The organism is Priestia megaterium, from assembly GCF_023824195.1.
Lineage (GTDB): Bacteria > Bacillota > Bacilli > Bacillales > Bacillaceae_H > Priestia > Priestia megaterium_D.
The window spans coordinates 817,228-835,733 of sequence record NZ_CP085442.1 but is presented as its reverse complement, the minus strand read 5'-3'; the positions used below and the strand labels follow the sequence as shown (position 1 = coordinate 835,733).

Genomic DNA, 18,506 nt, shown 5'->3' with positions numbered 1-18,506 from the left:
CTTTCTATTTTTGTGTATAATAAAAATATGCAAATGAAAATGAATGTTACAGCTCGTTAATCATACACATTTTAAATATGGAAGGAGTTTTGAAAATGATTTTAAAAGCATTAAGAAAAAACGGGGCCGTTACAATTAACTATTATAAAAACGGTTTGCTTCAAACGTTTAAAGGAAAAGTACAGCGCCTAGATTTAACAGACCAAACGCTTTCATTAAAAGATGAACAGCAAAATACTTTCTCTATTCGCTTGTCGGGAATTAAAGAAATTTATTGATGAATAGTTTACAGTAAAAAAGAACATGATGCTCATTCTGCTTTGCAGAAGTCATCATGTTCTTTTGATTTTAGCTTTATTTAGCTGATGTTTCTGTTTCTTCTTTCCCGTACATATATTTTGAAGGGTCGACTGTTTGGAAATCCTTCAGCTTGTGGAAACGAAGTAAGTCTCCATAAAGCACTTGATCAGATAACTCCAGTTCTTTCGCTACCTTCTGTTTATAAGCTTTCATTTGATTATTTTCTTTAAGCGCTTGGCCCGTCTTAGAATCATAATACGTTCCATCCACTAATGTATATTTCGGAGATACGTAGTTGCCATTACGGAACGCTACTACATCATCATGTTCTTTAGAAAATAAATCTGTGCCAAATTGGATAAACTCTTTGCTGTCAATCCCTACTAAATGAAGAAGAGTTGGCACAACATCAATTTCTCCACCGTACGTATGATTAACTCCGCCTTTTACTCCAGGAACGTGAATGAATAGAGGTACACGCTGCAGCTGAGCATTTTCATAAGGCGTAATTTCTTTTCCCATTACTTTTTCCATTGCTGCATTATGATTTTCAGAAATACCGTAGTGATCTCCATAAATCATAATCACAGAATTATCATAAAGCCCAGAAGCTTTCAGTTCTTGGAAGAAAGATTGCAATGATTCGTCTAAATAACGAGCCGTTTGGAAATAACGGTCAACTGTTGCATCGCCTGTGTTAGCCGGCTGTATGCTTGCCTCATTGTTTCCAAGTAAAAATGGAAAATGATTTGTTAACGTAATTAAATGCGCATAGAACGGCTGTGGTAAAGACTGCAGCATTGGAACAGATTCTTTAAAGAACGGTTTGTCTTTTAAGCCATAATTAATTTTATTTTCACCCGTCATATTGTAATAACTTGCATCAAAGAACTTATCCACACCGAACTGCTTGTAAATTTCGTTACGGTTCCAAAACGTCTTATAGTCTCCGTGCAGCACAGCGCTCGTATAGCCAGCTTTTTGATCTAAAATAGCTGGTGCTGCCTGATACGTATTGCTTCCTTTCAGCACAAAGGCAGAACCTTGAGGAAGGCCGTATAGAGAATTGTCCATCATTAGCTCAGCATCTGATGTTTTTCCTTGTCCTGTTTGATGAAAGAAGTTATCAAAATACGTAAAGTCATTTCCATGGGCCAACGAATTTAAGAAAGGTGTCACTTCCTGGCCATTTAATTTGTAATCAATTAAAAAAGATTGAAATGATTCCAAATGAATTTTGATAATATTTTTCCCTTTAGCTTTTCCAAAATAAACGGGATTTGGTTCCGCATAGTGACTATTTTTAAAATTAACGACGTTCGTTAAATCATTGCTGCTTGCAAATGCTCGCTGTTTAGAGTTTTGAGCAGTCTGAACACCGTCATACATCGTATAATTATAGGTGCCTAAATACTTTACTAGATAATTGCGGTCAAAAGTTCGAGATAGAAGCTGCGGGCGATCAATTTCTGCTAATGTTAAGTTGACAGAAAAAACCATGAATCCTAAAGAAAGAATAGTTACAGCATTCTTAACCGATACTTTTTCATTATGCCAGTCAATTTTTTTACTAAAAAAGAAGAAAAAATAAATAATAAAATCAACAAAATAAAAAACATCATGTGCTTTTAATAAATCCATAATGCTTCCGCCCATACTTCCTGCATTACTTGTCTGCAATAGTGTAGGAAGCGTTACAAAATCGTTAAAAAAACGATAATAGAGAATGTTGCTGTATAACAGCAGCGTCATAATGAAACTGCCTGCAAGAATCCAAGCTCCTGCTTTCTTTCCTTTAAAAAATAAGCCGATTCCTAAAAAAATCAGCACTGAACTCACAGGGTTTATGAACAGCAGCATTTGCTGCATTACGCCGCTTACGCCTAAGTTAAATTCAGTTTTATAAGCCACGTACGACTTTATCCACATTAAAACAGCGGCTAATATGAAATAGTGCAGCGGCTTAGAAACGATTCGCTTCATTTTGATTTTCCTTTCTCGATTAGTTTATGAGTAGATTCACAAAGAACATATAGAAAACCTTTATCATTATACTCATAGAAAATGAAAATTAAATGAAATCCTAGCCTTCACAACTATAGATAGATTCTTTAAATTCATCTACTAGTTTACCTAATACCCACAAATAAATAAACTAAAATCACCTTTTTCATCATAAAATCCCTTCTCCCTCATATACTGTATTCTATTGCAACTCCCGTACTGCAAACTTGTGCATTTTTTCACAATTTATCTACAAACTATTCTCATCTTGCTGTATAATAATAATTCTGCCTTGAGCATCCTCCAAATTCGTATGCTTAAGCCACAGCTTTCTTTTCATAACAGATGCACACATGAAAGGAGATGAATAAATGATTTTAAAAGCGTTAAAGAAAAACAAACATGTAACCGTGAATTATTACGAAAATGGCCTGCTTCAAACCTTCAAAGGAAAAATCCAAAATTTAAACCTAACCGACCAAACCCTCTCCCTACGAGATGAAAAACAAAACATTTTTTCCATTCGTTTGTCTGGCATTAAAGAAATTTATTAACAAAAAAGATCCTGAAGAATTCTTCTAGGATCTTTTTTGTATTTTTTATCCATTTATTATTGAAAAATCATCCAATTGTTGTTAAATTAACTTTACATAATGTTAAATAAACTTAACAAATTTATTAAAAAGACAGCGGGTGATCATATTGACTCTTATTAATCACGTAAAAGAGCTTAGAGCTAAACATGGATATACGCAAGGAGATTTAGCTGAAAAAGTTGGAGCCACTCGCCAAACCATTGCAGCTATTGAAAAGGGAAATTACGTTCCTTCCCTACTACTTGGTTTAACAATTTGTGATGTCTTTCAATTAAAAATGGAAGATGTTTTTACACTTCAAAAGGAGGAGAAAAATGTTGAGTAATGTTATTAAATCTTATTTGTTGAATGTAGTGTCTCTGTTATGCGTAGGTTGGTTTTTATACGATTTTTTAAGCCTAAATATTCAATTTAGTGAAATTATGACCCACCCTGGACCCCCGTGGGAAGTTACTATGTCTATAGGCTCTTTTGCTTCTTTAATTGTTCTTTTAATTGTCTCATTTTTTTACTACCGCGCGCGTAAAAAGACGAAGAATGTTTCGCCTTTATTATTTCCTTTTGAATTTGCAGAAGAAGATGAACGTGAAAAGATGATAACAGCAGAAGCTTGTAAAAAAGCCTTTGTTTTCCTCCTATTTTCTATTCCTATAGGTGCTATATTAATAGCTTTTTATCCGCTGTTACCTAATTCTTTTAGCTTCTATCCCATTGCTGTTCTTTTGCTTCTTTCTCTTGTACAGCTAACGGTGTATTATGTATCAATTAGTAAGATTTATCGCTGATTAAAAAAGGGTTGTTCTTTTTAGAACAACCCTTTTTTAATCTAATAATTCATTGAATTCCCCACAAAAATAATCCGCCCTACATCTATTTCACTATTTTTTCATTTTCTCTGTCTATATTGAACTATAACAATTGAACGATGTATGTTACCTTCCACTGCAGTTTTTCTTCAGTGTTCAGTTGCAAAATATGAAAGATAAAAGGAGCATATCAATGGCAGCTAATAAATGGACAAAATGGATGGTTGGTTTATCGAGCGTTGCTGCATTTACAACATTTGTAGGGCTTTCTCAAAAATATGATCAAACCAATTCAACAGCTACAGCACTAAATAACGATACATCAGCCGATAATTCATCTCAAACTCAAACGGAAGATGAGACGGACCTATTTCCAGATTCAGGATCTGACTCCAATACGGACAATGGAACTAACGGGCAAGATCAATGGTCAAATGACAGTTCTAGTGAGCAAAGTGATCAATGGTCAGACGATAATTCAAGCAGTCAAGACGATCAGTGGTCAGATGATGATTCGAGTAATCAGCAAGACCAGTGGTCAAATGACCATTCCACAAATGGTCAGGATAACGGAGGCAATAATAATGATTCTTCTATCCAATCAAGACCTTCTTAAGGATGTGATGTAATGAGCTACTCATTTAAAGCAATGAATACCGAATTTAATGTATATCAGCTTGAAACGCCTGTCAGCCAAAAAGTGGAGAGCTGGTGTTACCTTGTAGAAGAAACACTAAGCCGCTTTCTTCCAACAAGCGAGCTTTCACAGCTTAATTCACTGAACGGAAGATTATTTTTACCGTCAAAAATGTTGTATGAAGCTGTAAAAACAGCCTCTTACTATTACAATGAGACAAACGGAATTTTCAACCCATTTCTGTATCATTCTATTCAAACTCTAGGATATGACCAAAGCTTTGAACAACTGCCTAACAATCAGCTTCCTCAAGAAGTAGCAGCTTTTGATGCTGTTAACCCTATTATGATTCATAAAGGAATGAGAAGTATTCAGCTTGCTTCTAATGTCGGTCTGGATTTAGGCGGAATTGCAAAAGGTTGGAGCATTCAGCAAATGGCGAATCAATTAAAGAAAAAAGGAACTTCACTTGGGGCAATCGATGGAGGCGGCGATATTGTAACGTGGGGGCCTGCTAGCAAGCACTGGTCCATTGCGCTCTCTCATCCATTTGATTTATCAAAAAATCTCATGAGTATTAAAGTAAAGAGCAACAGCGGCATTGCCACAAGCAGTGTAGGCAAGCGATTGTGGAAAGTAAACGGACACACTCACCATCATATTATTGACGGCAGAATCAGCAAGCCTAGTTCATCAGAGCTTCTGCAAGTAACGGTTGTTTCAGAAGACTTGACCGTTTCTGAAGTCTATGCAAAATGCATGCTTATTCTCGGATGGGACGCTGGATTAAGATTAGCTAAAATGCATCACCCTTCTTTAGAGGTAATTGCGGTTACAAAAGAAGGCAAGGTGTTAATCGAAAAAAATGTGAAAGGTCAGGTATACCATTATGGCTACTCTCCTCGCGCAATTTAGTGCCCACTTTCCCGTTTGGAATACCATTCGGGCAGCCGGCTTAACTTCTTGTTTACTAATGTTTGTATCGGTTGCCGCTGGCATTTCTCACAGCTTTTCGTTTTTTAAACCAAAACGAAAAAAACAGCTTTTGCTGGTTCATCAATCATCGGGGTGGTTCGGGTTATTATTCGGAATGATTCACGGACTTGTTTTATCATTTGATCAATCTATTCATTTTTCACTTTCTGACATTTTAATTCCGTTCACTTCCGATTACAAACCAATTAGCACAGGTCTTGGTACTATTTCACTCTACATTTTATTCGTACTAATTATTACATCCGATTTTATAAAACAGCTTGGGAGAAAAACATGGAAAGCCATTCATTTTCTTGCTTTTCCAGGCTATTTGCTAGCACTGTATCACGGCATTACTTCTGGAACGGATACACATCAGCCGCTTATTCTTGGGATGTACAGCATCACTGGCTGCATCGTTTTGATTTTGCTTTTTTTACGAATTCAACACCAGTCAGCTCCTAAGAACCAAAAAAAAGCTCAGGAAAAACTAAAAAACGCACTCTATCATAGAGTGCGTTTTTTCTTATCCGCGTCCTGCTTGGAATGATGGGTACTGTGTCATACCGCCGTCAGCAAAGAGCGTAATCCCTGTTACATAACTTGCCTCTGAAGAAGCTAGCCATGCAGCAACCGCTGCAATTTCTTCCGGCTCTCCGATGTATCCCATTGGAATCATGCTTTCTACATCTGCACGCTGCTCAGGATCAGCAAATTTCTCAGCGTTAATCGGTGTATTAATCGCTCCCGGTCCAATGTTATTTACACGAATGCCTTTTGGAGCGTATTCTAATGCAAGTGTTTCAGTCATGAGCTTCATACCGCCTTTACTTGCTGCGTAATGAACAAATAATGGCCAAGGAATTTTCTCGTGAACACTCGACATGTTAATAACTGTTCCCTTAACATCATTTTCTACAAAATATTTAATCGCTTCACGGCTGCCTAAGAATGCTCCCGTTAAGTTCGTATCAATGACTTTATTCCAATCACTTAAAGACATTTCATGAGATGAAACCGGATTTTCTAACCCCGCGTTGTTAATCATAATGTCTAGCTTTCCAAATTCTTTAATAGCAGATTGGACTAAATTGATAACGTCAGACTCAACTGTTACATCACCTTTGACGGCAATTGCCTCTCCGCCAACTTTTTTAATTTCTTCTAAGACGCTGTTAGCTTCGTCTTCTTTCGAACGATAATTCACAACTACTTTGGCTTTTTCTGTCGCAAAACGAACCGCCATTGATTTTCCCAAACCTGTAGATGAACCTGTTATGACAACTACTTTTCCTTCTAAATCTTTATACATTGTTAATACCCTCCTAGCTAGCTTTTGGCGAGCCCTAACATGACTCCTGCTATGATGATCAGTATAATTCCAATAATAATCCCAACTAACTGACGCTTCGTTTTCTTCTCACCTAAAATAATGATCCCGCCTAATGTTGAAATGACGATTCCCATTTGGGAAAGCGAAAAGCTTGTCGCTACGCCTACTTTAGGTTGTGAGATGAATAAAAACATATTACCAGCGGCCCAAATAAGACCTGGGATAATGTTGCGAATTGCATATTTATTAAATGGCTTATGCTTAAACGTCAGCAACACTCCTCCAATAACCATACCAATTGCTTGAGGTAATAAAGCCGACCATCCGTCTACATTAAATAGACGGGCTACTACAACATAAACTAAATAACCAACGGTTGAAATTAATAAAATAACAATTCCTTTTTTGAAGTTTCCTTTTCCTTCTTCAGCCTCTTTCTCTTCTTTGCTTTGAAGTGATGCTAAAACAATCCCTACAATAATAAAGATAAGAGCGAGCACACCAAGAATGATTGAAGTTTTTGTAGACCACTCGTGAAACACAATTACTCCAAATAATGAAGTGGAAACTAACTGAAGCCCAGTTGAAATAGGCATCGTTTTAGAAACTCCAATTAAATCAATACTTTTCAGCTGATTACTTTGTCCAACTGCCCAAAATAGCCCCGATACAACTCCAACGCCAAAGATTAAAGGTGTAAGCGTAGGGTGTACAAAAATATAAATACCAATGGAGAAAATCAAAGCTCCCAATGTGGTTCCAAGCGTTTGACTATAAGGTCCTCCGCCTAGTTTCACATTGAAAAGCACAATGCTTCCCCAAAATATGGCTGGTAAGACGGCTAAAAATATGTCCATGTTTCAAAACCTTCCTGTGCTAAAATTAAATGTCAAAGTGCATATTCCCCAATTTTTCCGCCATTAATCCTTTTTTAGGGACATTGTATGAATTAATGACCGCACGAAATATTCTTTGGATAGCGAAAACTGTATACCTTAATTTGTTCTAGGAGAGAAAAAGATATACTTTCTAACGCAAAAAAACAGCTTTTCCAAATAAAAGCTGTTCTGTATGATTTAATTTATTTTTAACATATAGCGATTAATAGGCCTCCCCACTCTGCCGTATTCAACTGATAATTTCAGCTCGTTTTCCTGTTCTAAAAACTCTAAATACCTTCTTGCTGTAACACGCGCAATTCCTACGCCGTCCGCCACTTCTTCAGCAGAAATTGGATGATTTTGTTCGGAAAGATATTGTTGTATCCTCCTTAACGTAACCGCATTTAGCCCTTTTGGAAGCAAATCGGCTTTTTCTTCGAATTGCTGAAACAGCATAGAATCTAATTCAGACTGAGTAATATGTTCTTTTTGACTTATTTTAACTTGAAACGAACGATACTGCTCAAGCGCTTGCTTCATTCGTTCAAACTTGAACGGTTTCATAATATAATCCACCGCGCCGTATTGAAGAACTTTGCGTACGGTTTCAATATCACTTGCAGCCGTAACTGCTATCACGTCTGTTTTATAGCCATTTGCTCGAATTTGCTGTAAGGTGGTTAAGCCATCTTGACTAGGCATATACATATCAATAATCGTTAAATCAGGCTGATGCTGTTTAATGAGCTGTATACCCTCTAAACCATTCGAAGCTGCAGCGATAACGATGAACCCTTCAACTTGTTCAATAAATTGGCGGTTCACTTCTTGTACCATAGGATCGTCTTCTATGAGAAGCACCGTCCATTCTTTTTTATTCATTTCCCACTCCCCCTATAAAAAGAATGTAATGATAAAAGTCGTTCCAACATCTAATTCTGACTCTACTTCGATCTGACCGTTTCCTTTTTCAACAATTTGTTTTACTAAATGCAAACCAATTCCTCTATTTTCCTTTGCTTTGGTTGAAAAACCTTCATCAAAGATTCTCTCTACTTGATCCTCATTCATGCCACATCCGTTATCTTCAACTAAGATAGAAAGAATGCCGTCATTTTGTTCCATACTTATATAGATCTTCCGTTCACGACGCTCCATATGTTGATACGAATCAAAAGCGTTCTCAATTAAGTTACCAATAATAATCACAAAATCATGATGATCTAAGTAAGGAGGAAATGAGCGAAGCTCGCTGTGGCGATCGATAGCTAACTCAATTCCAAGTTCTTTGGCACGGCTGACTTTGCTCAACAGCAATCCCGATATACTTTCATCTTTAATATGCTTATGAAGAAATTGGGTGAGCTCTTCTTGCTGTTCAGACACTTGAAAAACGTATTGAAGAGCCTTGTCTTTATTTCCAAGTTGGATAAGCCCTGCAATCGTATGAAGTTTATTCATGTATTCATGGTTTTGAACTCTAAGAGCGCTTACAAATGATTTAACTCCTGTTAACTCTTCAGCTAATTTTTTAACTTCTGTTCTGTCTTGAAAAATAGCGACCGCACCGACTGTGTGATTATTAACCTTAATCGGCACACGATTGCTTAAAATATTCAAATTTCGAACTTGAAGCTCTCGATTATAAACAGGCTGATTAAGCTGCAAAATTTCTGGAAGTCTTGTATCTGGAATCACATCATAGATCTTTTTTCCAATTACCTCATCGGGTACATCCATCATAATTTTCGCTTTATGATTAAAAATAGTGATGTTCTCCTCTTTATCAATGGCAATGACTCCTTCATGCATGGCATTAAAGGTCTCCGTTCGTTCTACGAACAAACGAGCAATTTCATGAGGTTCAAGCTCAAACATCTCTTTTTTGATACGAGATGCAAGCGCCCACGCTCCCCATCCTCCAAAAAAAAGAGCAAGACCTGAGATAAGAAAGATTTCTTTTTTTAAACTTAAAATGACCTCTGTAAATTTGGGAAGAAGATAGCCTGAGACAACCACTCCTACTTGTTCATGCTGATCGTTTACAACGGGTACAAAAGAGCGAATGACCATTCCGCCTTCTCCTTTTGCTTTATCGGTATAGGTATGTTCTGCAAACGCCTGTCCCTCATCATCTCCTTTAGAGATTTGGCCAATCATGCTTTGCAAAGGGTGAGACAAACGTTCATGATTCATATTCATAACCACTACATAATAAGCACCGTGAATAATGCGAATCGGCTCTACAATTTGATTAATGTTCTTACTATCTTTTTCAATTTTTTCTCGAATTTCAGGCATTTCAGCAACTGTTCTCGAAGTGATTAAAGCCCTTTGCTCTAAATCATTTTCTTTTGACTGCACAAAATTGTTAATCACCACGATACTTGCTAAAAACAACGAAAAGGCCACGATAAAAAAGATTAACCCCGTCATTTTCGTTTGCATCGATAAGCGCATCATAGCGGAACACCTACTGCTGATTGAAGTTTATTTTAATTTTACCACGTTGAGAAATTGCGTGTTAGAATATTTGTAGAGAAAAATTATTGAATCGCGGGGTTGGACATTTTGAAGATGTTTATAGGGGCATGTATAATTGTTAGCGTTTTCTTGATGATCTATGTTTTTTTGCAGTATACGGTTATAAATCAGGATAATGTGTATGATGACGATGAGCAAAAAGGATTAAATAAGCAAATTGTGATTAATTTTAGCCACGTTGTAGCTGAAAACACTCCAAAAGGCTTAGCCGCTCAAAAATTTGCTGAAATCATTAATCAAAAATCGGATGGTAAAGTTAAAATTGAAGTATATTCAAACGGTGTATTGTATTCAGACGACGAAGAACTTGCCGCCCTTCGCCGAAATGATGTACAAATGATTGCACCTTCCATTTCAAAGCTAAGCGACCTCTCCCCTACGTGGCAACTTTTTGATCTTCCCTTCATTTTCGATGATTACAGCGAGGCAAAACAAGTGTTTACCGGTAAAATCGGACAGGATTTGTTGAGTACGCTGCAAGAGAAAAACATTAAAGGGCTTGCTTTATGGAGCAACGGCTTTAAACAAATGACTAGCAATACGAAACCTTTGCTCCATCCAGCAGATTTTCAAGGTCAAACGTTTCGCATTATGCCAAGTGAAGTAATCAAAAAACAATTCGAACTTCTTGACGCCAAGCCTCAGGCTGTCTCGTTTAATAAAGTATATCAATCCCTTGAACGACAGGAATTTGATGGACAGGAAAATACCATTTCTAATATTTATTCAAAACGTTTGTACGAGCTGCAAAAATATATGACCATCAGCAACCATGGATACTTGGGCTATGCTGTTTTAATGGATGAAAAGTATTGGGACAGCCTCCCTGAAGATGTAAAACAACTATTAGGTGATGCAATGGTAGAAACAACTAACTGGATTTGGACTCAATCAAAAATGATGAACGATGAACAGCTGCAGCAAATAAAAAATAAATCTGGCATGCGCGTTTATTACTTAAATGATATACAAAAAGCCGAATGGAAAAAACAGTTTAACTCTCTTTATCAATCGTTTGAAAACAATGCAACAAAACAAACGCTTGATATCATTCAGCAAATAAAAAATATCGAAAGCAAAAAGTGATGACTATATGTTCATCACTTTTTTTGATCAAAATGACCAAAAAGAACATTATCACCAGAAATATAAATAGTTAAAATTATCAGTTAATATAAGGATAAGAATAATGTAAGCGTTAACAAAAACATTTTCGAAAGGAGCATTACGTATGAAATTAAGTTTTAAAAATCTAACTGTTCAAGTTGTCATCGGTATCCTTCTTGGTATTGCAATTGGCTTCATGTTTCCTGAATTTGGAGCTAAATTAAAAGTATTGGCTGATATCTTCATTAAATTAATTAAGATGGTGATTGCCCCAATTATTTTCTTAACCGTGGTCATCGGTATCGGAAGCATGGGAGATTTAAAGAAAGTGGGACGGATTGGAGGTAAAGCTCTTTTATACTTTGAGATTGTCACTACTTTTGCCTTAGCAATTGGAATTATCGTTGTAAACTTTATCAAACCTGGGGCTGGCTTTAATATCAATGGCGCAAGCGGAGCTGATGTTACTCAATATACGCAGCAAGCAGCTGAAGCGGAGCATGGATTTATGGAGTTTATCATGGGAATTATTCCAGACAGCGTATTTGGCGCAATGGCAAATGGTGAATTATTGCCAATCTTATTCTTTGCCGTACTATTTGGAATGGCTACAGCTACACTCGGCGAAAAAGCGGCTCCTGTCATTACATTCTTTGAACGCTGTACAGATATTTTCTTTGGAATTGTTAATATGATTATGAAACTTTCACCTATTGCGGCGTTTGGAGCGATGGCTTATACGATCGGTAACTTTGGAATAGGCTCTCTTCAAAAACTCGGTTTCTTAATGGGATCTGTTTACATTACTATGTTCTTATTTATTGTATTTGTACTTGGAACCATTGCTAAGATTTATGGATTTAATATTTTTAAATTCATTGCTTTTATTAAAGAAGAAATTCTACTTGTATTAGGTACGTCTTCTTCGGAATCTGCACTGCCAAAAATGATGGACAAAATGGAGAAGTACGGATGTTCAAAATCTGTAGTAGGACTTGTCATTCCAACTGGTTACTCATTTAACCTAGATGGAACAGCAATCTACTTATCCATGGCTGCTATCTTTATCGCTCAAGCGTATGGAGTCGACCTGTCGTTAATGCAAGAGATTACGCTACTTGGTATTTTAATGCTAACGTCTAAAGGAGCTGCCGGAGTTACTGGCTCTGGATTTATTACACTAGCAGCTACGCTTGCTGCATTCCCGATGATTCCAGTTGAAGGAATCGCGCTGTTAATTGGGGTAGACCGCTTCATGTCGGAAGCTCGTGCCATTACAAACTTAATTGGAAATGGTGTAGCAACTGTAGTTGTATCAAAAATGGAAAATGAATTTCATCCTCCTGTAGAGACGATACAAGACGTTAATTCCGCACCTCCATTAGCTAAGTAATAAAAAAAGACCCCCTTACAGGGGTCTTTTTTAGAATTAATGCGTTTCTTTTCTAGAACGTCCGCTAAGTTTCCCAACAACGACAACTAAAATAGCTAACAAAATAGGAACAATCGTATGCAAATGCGGATTTAATCCTTCTAATACATGTCCCACCGCTTTGTCTTTAAAGATCATTTCACCAGCAGTATAGCCAAGAAGCGCTGCTCCGGCAATGATGATAATCGGGAATTTTTCCATAATTTTCATTAAAAGCTGACTTCCCCAAATGATTAACGGAATACTGATAACAAGACCAAGGATAATGAGTAGAATATTGCCGTTAGCCGCACCCGCAACCGCTACTACGTTATCTAAACTCATAACAAGATCCGCTATAATAATTGTTTTAATAGCACCTGCTAGAGTTGAATTCGCTTTAATATCTCCGTCATCTTCACCTTTTAAAAGACTAATAGCAATCCATAGAAGAAGCAGGCCTCCGATGAAATTTAAAAATGGGATTGTTAATAAATATACAGCGACAAACGTTAGCCCTACACGTAATACAACCGCTCCTAATGTACCGAAAACAACCGCTTTGTTTCGATGCTCGTCCGGAAGATTCCGACAAGCTAAAGCAATCACGACTGCGTTATCGCCACTCAGTACAATGTTAATCAGTAAAATTTCTAAAAGATTTAAAATAAAACTCTGATCCATAAAAAAACTCCTTGATTGATTTTTATTAGTCTATTTCTCTATCTCTTATTTCATTACTAAAAATAGAGAACTAAAACTCTATCAATATAACCCGTTCTTACCCTTTAATGAAGAGAAGTAGTTATTTCACTAACAGTATTTTATCACTAAAAAGAAATTTGAAATAGGGATTTGTAAAGGAAAAGTCAGTTCATTACAATAAATCAAACCTTATTCTTTATCTTTCATCTGTTTTTCACCATCACCCTCTACTATTAGTAGCAGGAGAGCATTTATAAAAAATAGAGTAATTTTTATAAATAATACAAGCCTCCAATGCTTCTTCGTTATTTTGTAGTTTTTCGTCAGCTACGATATAAGAAGGGAGAAAATAGGTATGATTTTAAAAGCGCTTAAAACAAATAAATTATTAACTATTAACTATCAAAACAACGGTTTTGTTCAAACGGTAAAAGGTTATATTCAAAACTTAAACTTGTTCGAACAAACTCTTCTATTAAAAGATGAAAATCAGCATGTGCGATCACTTCGACTATCAAGTATTAAAAATATTTATTGATTGAAAAAAGAAGAGATTGAGACATAACTACACCAATCCCATCTAAAGACGTACAAATTGGACAAATGATCTGGACTGCTTGTTACACCGCGGTTGATCTCCGTGCAAGACTTCGCTTTCCGCGGGCGGCCGGTGAGCCTCCTCGTCGCTTACGCTCCTGCGGGGTCTCACCTGTTCCGCTTTTCCCGCAGGAGTCTTCGCCTTGCCCTCCAATCAACCGCTAGAAGCAGCTAAATAGAGTAAATTCACGTTACCATAACCATAAAAAGATCCGAACGATTCATTGTTCGGATCTTCTTTCAATTAAATAAAATACTTTTGTCCTGCCCTCTTTTTATTTAGCTCACTTTATAGCGTGCGATTACTTCTTTAATTGATTCATATACAATTTCAACCATTGTTTTTAATTCTTCGTTTGTCATTGAAAGAATAGGCATCATTGTAATCACAGGACCTAGCTCTCTAATAATTAAACCTTTTTGGCGAGCCGCTAAAATAATGTCTCCCATCACTTTTTTATCTTCAAAAATAGACTTTGTTTGGCGGTCTTTCACAACCTCGATTCCTGCCATTAATCCTCTTTGTCTAATGTCTCCCACGTTAGGCAGCTCATAAAGCTTTAATAGATAACGTTTAAAAACTTTTTCCTTTTCTTTTACACTACGGATTAATTCTCTTTCTTCTATCAGTTCAATATTTCTAAGCGCTACTGTACAGGCTAATTGATTTCCCGTATACGTATGTCCATGAAAGAACGTTTTATTTTCATCTGGATGAGCTAAAAAAGCATTAAATATCTTTTCGCTTGTTAACGTAGCAGCAAGCGGCATATACCCTCCTGTTATCCCTTTTCCTACACACATAATATCCGGTACAACATCTTCTTGTTCACATGCAAACAGCGTTCCTGTTCGTCCAAATCCAACGGCTACTTCGTCACAAATCAGCAATACCCCGTACGCTTTGCACAGACGCTCTACTTGTTTTAAAAAACCGGGAGGATGTGTAATAATACCCGCTGCTCCTTGCACAAGCGGTTCAATAATCAAACCGGCTACTTCTTCTCCTTTGTTCTGCAAGAGCTTCTCTAGCTGGTGAATACAGTAAGCTGAAGCTTGCTCTTCCTTTTCGAACCCTTCCATACGATAAGTATAAGGAGAAGGTGTGGGAATTCGTTCAAACAGCAAAGGCTTAAAGATGCGATGAAATAAATCCATGCCTCCCACACTGACTGCCCCGATTGTATCTCCGTGATATGCCTCATTCAATGAGATAAATTTACTTTTGTTTTTGTACTTTACAGAGTCGAGATTTTGCCAATATTGATAGGCAATTTTCAACGCAATTTCGACAGCGGCGGAGCCTGTATCAGAGTAGAAGACTTTCGATAAGCTGCCAGGAGTAATTTCTGCTAGCTTTTTGGCTAACAAAATGGATGGAACGTTTGCGGATCCAAGCAGCGTAGAATGCGCTAATTTTCCCACTTGTATATGTAAAGCTGTATTTAATTCCGGATCATTATGTCCATGCACGTTCACCCATAGAGAGGCGTATCCATCTAAATATTTGTTTCCCTCTACATCATATAAATAGCTTCCCTCTCCTCTTTCAATAATAAGAGGATTCGATTGACGGTAAGCTTTCATTTGTGTAAACGGATGCCATACATATTCTTTATCCCATTTCTCCAGCTCAGCTTTTTGATACGGCACAGTCAAACACCTCCTGAATATGTTGAATAACACTTTTTTGCCTCATCATTTTCTCAATATATGCATCTAACTCTTCATCGATATGTGTGAATACTGGAACGGTCATTAAAGATGATATTTGAAGCAGCTTTTCAATCGTTCGAACATTGTCGTTATGAATGATACTGCTGTGATTAAAACGATTAAAAATGAGTCCGTTGATTTTAAGGTGATGCTCACTTGCATATGAAAAAGTAGAAAGCGCATCGTGAATAGCTCCTAATCCCGTTGTTCCAACAGCAATAACCGGCATTTGTGCATCTATGATCAAATCTTTTGTCATATAGAACGTTGTTTCCTCCTCAATTAAAGGTACGGCAAGACCTCCCGCTCCTTCCACAAGCACTACATCAAATTTCTTTTTTAATTCATTAATGCGTTTTAAGACGATTGAAGGCTCTACTTGCTTGTTGCTCAGTGCAATAGCCAAATGAGGAGACGTCTCCGGCTTTAACTGATAAATACCCGTATCTGCTACTCCGAGCCTTGTTTCAAACCAGTGAATATCCGGATAACCTCCAATTTCGTCTTGGTAGCCGGTTTGAAATGGTTTGCAAATTGTCGTTTTTATTCCTAGACGACTAAGTACTTTATACAAAATACTTGTAACCAGCGTTTTGCCAATATCTGTTCCAGTTCCCGTAATAAAATACGCTTTACCCATTTTCTTTTCTCTCCTTTTTTCTATGTCTTAATTACCCCGCTTTAACTCGCTTTGATGACAAACGACTAAATTGAGGCTGCATTCGGTGAATCAGCACTGAACATAAAAGGCACAATAAAAGATCTCCAGGCATTGGCAAAACAGCTCCAAAAAGAAGTGTATCACTCAGTGAAAGAGGCTTTTCAATTATCCATTTCATTGCTCCGTAAAGCCAGAAGCAGCCGACCGCGTACACAATAGCTAACGTAGATAAGTTAGCTGAAAAGATAGAAAAAGGTTTCTTTAAGTCATATTTTTGAATAAGGTAGCCGTTCATAAATGCTCCTGCAGCATAGCCAATTAAATAGCCAAACGTTGGTTTGAAGATATATCCTAAACCTCCTCCTTCTGCAAAAACCGGAACACCGATTAACCCAATACCTATGTAGCATAGCTGACTATACAAACCTAAACGCGGACCTAACAGCGCACCGGCTAAATAAACAGGAACAATTTGAAGAGTAAACGGTATGTAGGGAATAGGAATTTTTATAAATGCACCAATCGCCGTTAAAGCTGCAAATAAGGAAACATACGCCATTGTTTTCGGTTTCATATTCACCCTCCTTTCTCTTTTCGTTGCTTTAAGTTTGCAATAATTTCTTTTTATTTGTCAACTTAATTTTATTTTAAGTTGACAAATAAAACAATAAAAAAAGACGCAAAAACCTGGGCTTTTGCGTCTTTTTGATTTTTATAAAATTACTTTTTTGTCGTCTTTAAGCTGCACTTCTTGACGGCTGATAGATAAATCAACTTTCTTTTTTACACGTGCATGATAATAAGCATAAAACAGCAGCGCTAGTGGAATACCGACATACAGTGCCATTCGCTGTTCTGCATCAAATGCCATGCTTCCCAACACGATCGTATTTAATACTAACGCGATTAAAGGTAATACCGGGTAAAGAGGGACTTTAAATTTTAAATCCTCGATTTGCCCTCCTTGATTTATATATCTCTTTCTAAATGCAAGCAGTGATGCAGCAATCGTAATCCAGCCGATTTGTGCACCTAAACCCGCTGCAGAAATGAGCCATACAAATACTGTTTCTTGAGCAAAGAATCCTGAAAGTAAAGATAAAAGCGCAATGCCTAATGTTAAAAGCAGGGCATTCATCGGCACACCGCGTTTATTTACTTTCATGAAAGCTGAACTTGCCATGTTATCTTTTGACAATGAATACAGCATACGCGTTGCTGCATAAAGACCTGAGTTAGCTACAGATAACAGTGCCGTTAGGATAACAAAGTTCATAATATCTGCTGCATATGGAATACCAATTTGGTCAAATACAACAACAAATGGACTCTCAACTACGCCTGCTTTTTCAAGCGGAATCATACCCGCTAAGACAGCTACAGCTAGTACAAAAAATACAAGCGTTCTCCATACCGTTTGTTTAATTGCTCTTGGTACAGTCTTGTCTGGGTTTTCACTTTCCCCAGCCGCTACACCAATGAGCTCCGTACCTTGGAATGAGAAGTTAACTGTAATCATGGTAATCAACACGGCACTAATTCCGTGAGGGAACACGCCGTGAGCCGTATAATTAGAGAAAAGCGGTGCGCTGTCTCCATTACTTAATGGAAGAAAACCAAACATAGCAGCTCCACCAAGCACGATAAATAAAATAATAGCTAACACTTTAATGCTGGCAAACCAAAACTCCGCTTCACCAAACGCTTTAGCTGACAGTGCATTTAATGAGAATAATAAAAGCGCAAATATAGCACACCAGATCCATACAGGAGAATCAGGAAACCATCTTTGCATAAGCTGACCTGCTGACAAGAATTCTAATGCAACCGTTACAGCCCAGCCCAACCAATATAACCATCCAAAAGCGAAACCAACACCAGGGCCAATAAATTTTGTTGTATATGTCTGAAACGAACCGGAAACTGGCATTGCTACTGCAAGCTCCCCTAAGCAAAGCATTGTTAAGTACATAATGAAGCCACCTACGATAAACGAAAGGATAGCTCCAATCGCTCCTGCTTGGCTAATCGTGTATCCTGTTCCTAAAAAGAAACCTGTACCGATAACCCCGCCGAGCGAAATCATAAACAAATGCCTGCTTTTCATCGTCTTTTTTAATTCATTTGTTTGCTGTTGTCCTTCTATCATATTAACGACATTTCCTTTCAACCTATTTATTACGAGATATTACCTAGAAAAAAATTAATAAACCTTTGTTTTCTATGCATATTT

At 37.2% G+C, this 18,506-nt stretch carries 21 protein-coding genes; 10 read left to right on the top strand and 11 right to left on the bottom strand.

Annotated elements, in window-relative coordinates:
- Positions 1–77 precede the first annotated feature (77 nt).
- On the top strand, positions 78–278 hold the full coding sequence (locus LIS78_RS04350; RefSeq protein ID WP_074893948.1) for a YolD-like family protein: 201 nt from the start codon (positions 78–80) through the stop codon (positions 276–278).
- A 76-nt stretch (positions 279–354) separates the two neighbouring features.
- Here the strand turns inward: LIS78_RS04350 and ltaS are convergent, their stop codons facing one another.
- Positions 355–2,283, bottom strand: coding sequence for a lipoteichoic acid synthase (ltaS, locus tag LIS78_RS04345; protein ID WP_195781103.1), 1,929 nt, complete (start codon positions 2,281–2,283; stop codon positions 355–357).
- A 392-nt stretch (positions 2,284–2,675) separates the two neighbouring features.
- Here ltaS and LIS78_RS04340 point away from each other — a divergent pair, with 392 nt between their 5' ends.
- The 6 genes from LIS78_RS04340 (at position 2,676) to LIS78_RS04315 (ending at position 5,868) form a co-directional block, all read left to right on the top strand.
- Positions 2,676–2,858 carry a YolD-like family protein gene (locus LIS78_RS04340; protein WP_013081871.1) on the top strand — a complete coding sequence of 61 codons (183 nt, stop codon included), beginning with the start codon at positions 2,676–2,678 and terminating at the stop codon, positions 2,856–2,858.
- Between the two features lie 148 nt (positions 2,859–3,006).
- On the top strand, positions 3,007–3,225 hold the full coding sequence (locus tag LIS78_RS04335) for a helix-turn-helix transcriptional regulator (RefSeq protein ID WP_013081870.1): 219 nt from the start codon (positions 3,007–3,009) through the stop codon (positions 3,223–3,225).
- Positions 3,215–3,685 (top strand): DUF2178 domain-containing protein, encoded by a 471-nt coding sequence (locus LIS78_RS04330; protein ID WP_195781104.1) that lies wholly within the window; start codon positions 3,215–3,217, stop codon positions 3,683–3,685. Before LIS78_RS04335 ends, LIS78_RS04330 begins: the two co-directional genes overlap by 11 nt.
- A 214-nt stretch (positions 3,686–3,899) precedes the next feature.
- Positions 3,900–4,322 carry a hypothetical protein gene (locus LIS78_RS04325; RefSeq protein WP_195781105.1) on the top strand — a complete coding sequence of 141 codons (423 nt, stop codon included), beginning with the start codon at positions 3,900–3,902 and terminating at the stop codon, positions 4,320–4,322.
- A 12-nt stretch (positions 4,323–4,334) separates the two neighbouring features.
- A complete protein-coding gene (locus tag LIS78_RS04320) occupies positions 4,335–5,258 on the top strand; it encodes an FAD:protein FMN transferase (RefSeq protein WP_195781106.1) in 924 nt (307 codons plus the stop codon).
- Positions 5,233–5,868, top strand: a complete 636-nt coding sequence (locus LIS78_RS04315) for a ferric reductase-like transmembrane domain-containing protein (protein WP_252284669.1) — start codon at positions 5,233–5,235, stop codon at positions 5,866–5,868. Before LIS78_RS04320 ends, LIS78_RS04315 begins: the two co-directional genes overlap by 26 nt.
- Here the strand turns inward: LIS78_RS04315 and gdh are convergent.
- From gdh to LIS78_RS04295, 4 genes are all read right to left on the bottom strand, one after another.
- Positions 5,845–6,630 carry a glucose 1-dehydrogenase gene (gene gdh, locus LIS78_RS04310; protein WP_195781108.1) on the bottom strand — a complete coding sequence of 262 codons (786 nt, stop codon included), beginning with the start codon at positions 6,628–6,630 and terminating at the stop codon, positions 5,845–5,847. The genes LIS78_RS04315 and gdh overlap by 24 nt on opposite strands.
- 17 nt (positions 6,631–6,647) lie before the next feature.
- Entirely contained in the window at positions 6,648–7,508 is an 861-nt protein-coding gene (locus tag LIS78_RS04305) for a RhaT/GlcU family sugar-proton symporter (protein ID WP_028407570.1), read from the bottom strand.
- 219 nt (positions 7,509–7,727) lie between these two features.
- Positions 7,728–8,414 carry a response regulator gene (locus tag LIS78_RS04300; protein WP_115653111.1) on the bottom strand — a complete coding sequence of 229 codons (687 nt, stop codon included), beginning with the start codon at positions 8,412–8,414 and terminating at the stop codon, positions 7,728–7,730.
- A 12-nt stretch (positions 8,415–8,426) separates the two neighbouring features.
- Positions 8,427–9,995 carry an ATP-binding protein gene (locus LIS78_RS04295; protein ID WP_195781110.1) on the bottom strand — a complete coding sequence of 523 codons (1,569 nt, stop codon included), beginning with the start codon at positions 9,993–9,995 and terminating at the stop codon, positions 8,427–8,429.
- A 153-nt stretch (positions 9,996–10,148) separates the two neighbouring features.
- Here LIS78_RS04295 and LIS78_RS04290 point away from each other — a divergent pair, with 153 nt between their 5' ends.
- Together LIS78_RS04290 and LIS78_RS04285 are read left to right on the top strand one after the other, a co-directional pair.
- Entirely contained in the window at positions 10,149–11,162 is a 1,014-nt protein-coding gene (locus LIS78_RS04290; RefSeq protein ID WP_434092355.1) for a DctP family TRAP transporter solute-binding subunit, read from the top strand.
- A 145-nt stretch (positions 11,163–11,307) separates the two neighbouring features.
- Complete coding sequence (locus LIS78_RS04285) at positions 11,308–12,576, top strand: dicarboxylate/amino acid:cation symporter (protein WP_013055541.1); 1,269 nt, start codon at positions 11,308–11,310, stop codon at positions 12,574–12,576.
- A 36-nt stretch (positions 12,577–12,612) separates the two neighbouring features.
- On the opposite strand, the gene LIS78_RS04280 is transcribed toward LIS78_RS04285, so the two are convergent.
- Positions 12,613–13,278: a TerC family protein gene (locus LIS78_RS04280; protein WP_195781111.1), complete on the bottom strand. Its 666-nt coding sequence runs from the start codon at positions 13,276–13,278 to the stop codon at positions 12,613–12,615.
- A gap of 376 nt (positions 13,279–13,654) precedes the next feature.
- Here LIS78_RS04280 and LIS78_RS04275 point away from each other — a divergent pair, with 376 nt between their 5' ends.
- Positions 13,655–13,837: a YolD-like family protein gene (locus LIS78_RS04275; RefSeq protein WP_060744868.1), complete on the top strand. Its 183-nt coding sequence runs from the start codon at positions 13,655–13,657 to the stop codon at positions 13,835–13,837.
- A gap of 82 nt (positions 13,838–13,919) precedes the next feature.
- Here the strand turns inward: LIS78_RS04275 and LIS78_RS31260 are convergent, their stop codons facing one another.
- The 5 genes from LIS78_RS31260 to LIS78_RS04255 all read right to left on the bottom strand — a co-directional run bounded on the left by LIS78_RS31260 (position 13,920) and on the right by LIS78_RS04255 (position 18,422).
- Positions 13,920–14,054: a hypothetical protein gene (locus LIS78_RS31260; RefSeq protein WP_268241078.1), complete on the bottom strand. Its 135-nt coding sequence runs from the start codon at positions 14,052–14,054 to the stop codon at positions 13,920–13,922.
- A 121-nt stretch (positions 14,055–14,175) separates the two neighbouring features.
- Positions 14,176–15,549 (bottom strand): adenosylmethionine--8-amino-7-oxononanoate transaminase, encoded by a 1,374-nt coding sequence (bioA, locus tag LIS78_RS04270; protein ID WP_252284667.1) that lies wholly within the window; start codon positions 15,547–15,549, stop codon positions 14,176–14,178.
- On the bottom strand, positions 15,530–16,252 hold the full coding sequence (gene bioD / locus LIS78_RS04265; RefSeq protein WP_195781113.1) for a dethiobiotin synthase: 723 nt from the start codon (positions 16,250–16,252) through the stop codon (positions 15,530–15,532). Before bioD ends, bioA begins: the two co-directional genes overlap by 20 nt.
- 31 nt (positions 16,253–16,283) lie before the next feature.
- On the bottom strand, positions 16,284–16,847 hold the full coding sequence (locus LIS78_RS04260) for a biotin transporter BioY (protein ID WP_195781114.1): 564 nt from the start codon (positions 16,845–16,847) through the stop codon (positions 16,284–16,286).
- A gap of 138 nt (positions 16,848–16,985) precedes the next feature.
- Complete coding sequence (locus LIS78_RS04255; protein WP_013055535.1) at positions 16,986–18,422, bottom strand: amino acid permease; 1,437 nt, start codon at positions 18,420–18,422, stop codon at positions 16,986–16,988.
- Positions 18,423–18,506 lie beyond the last annotated feature (84 nt).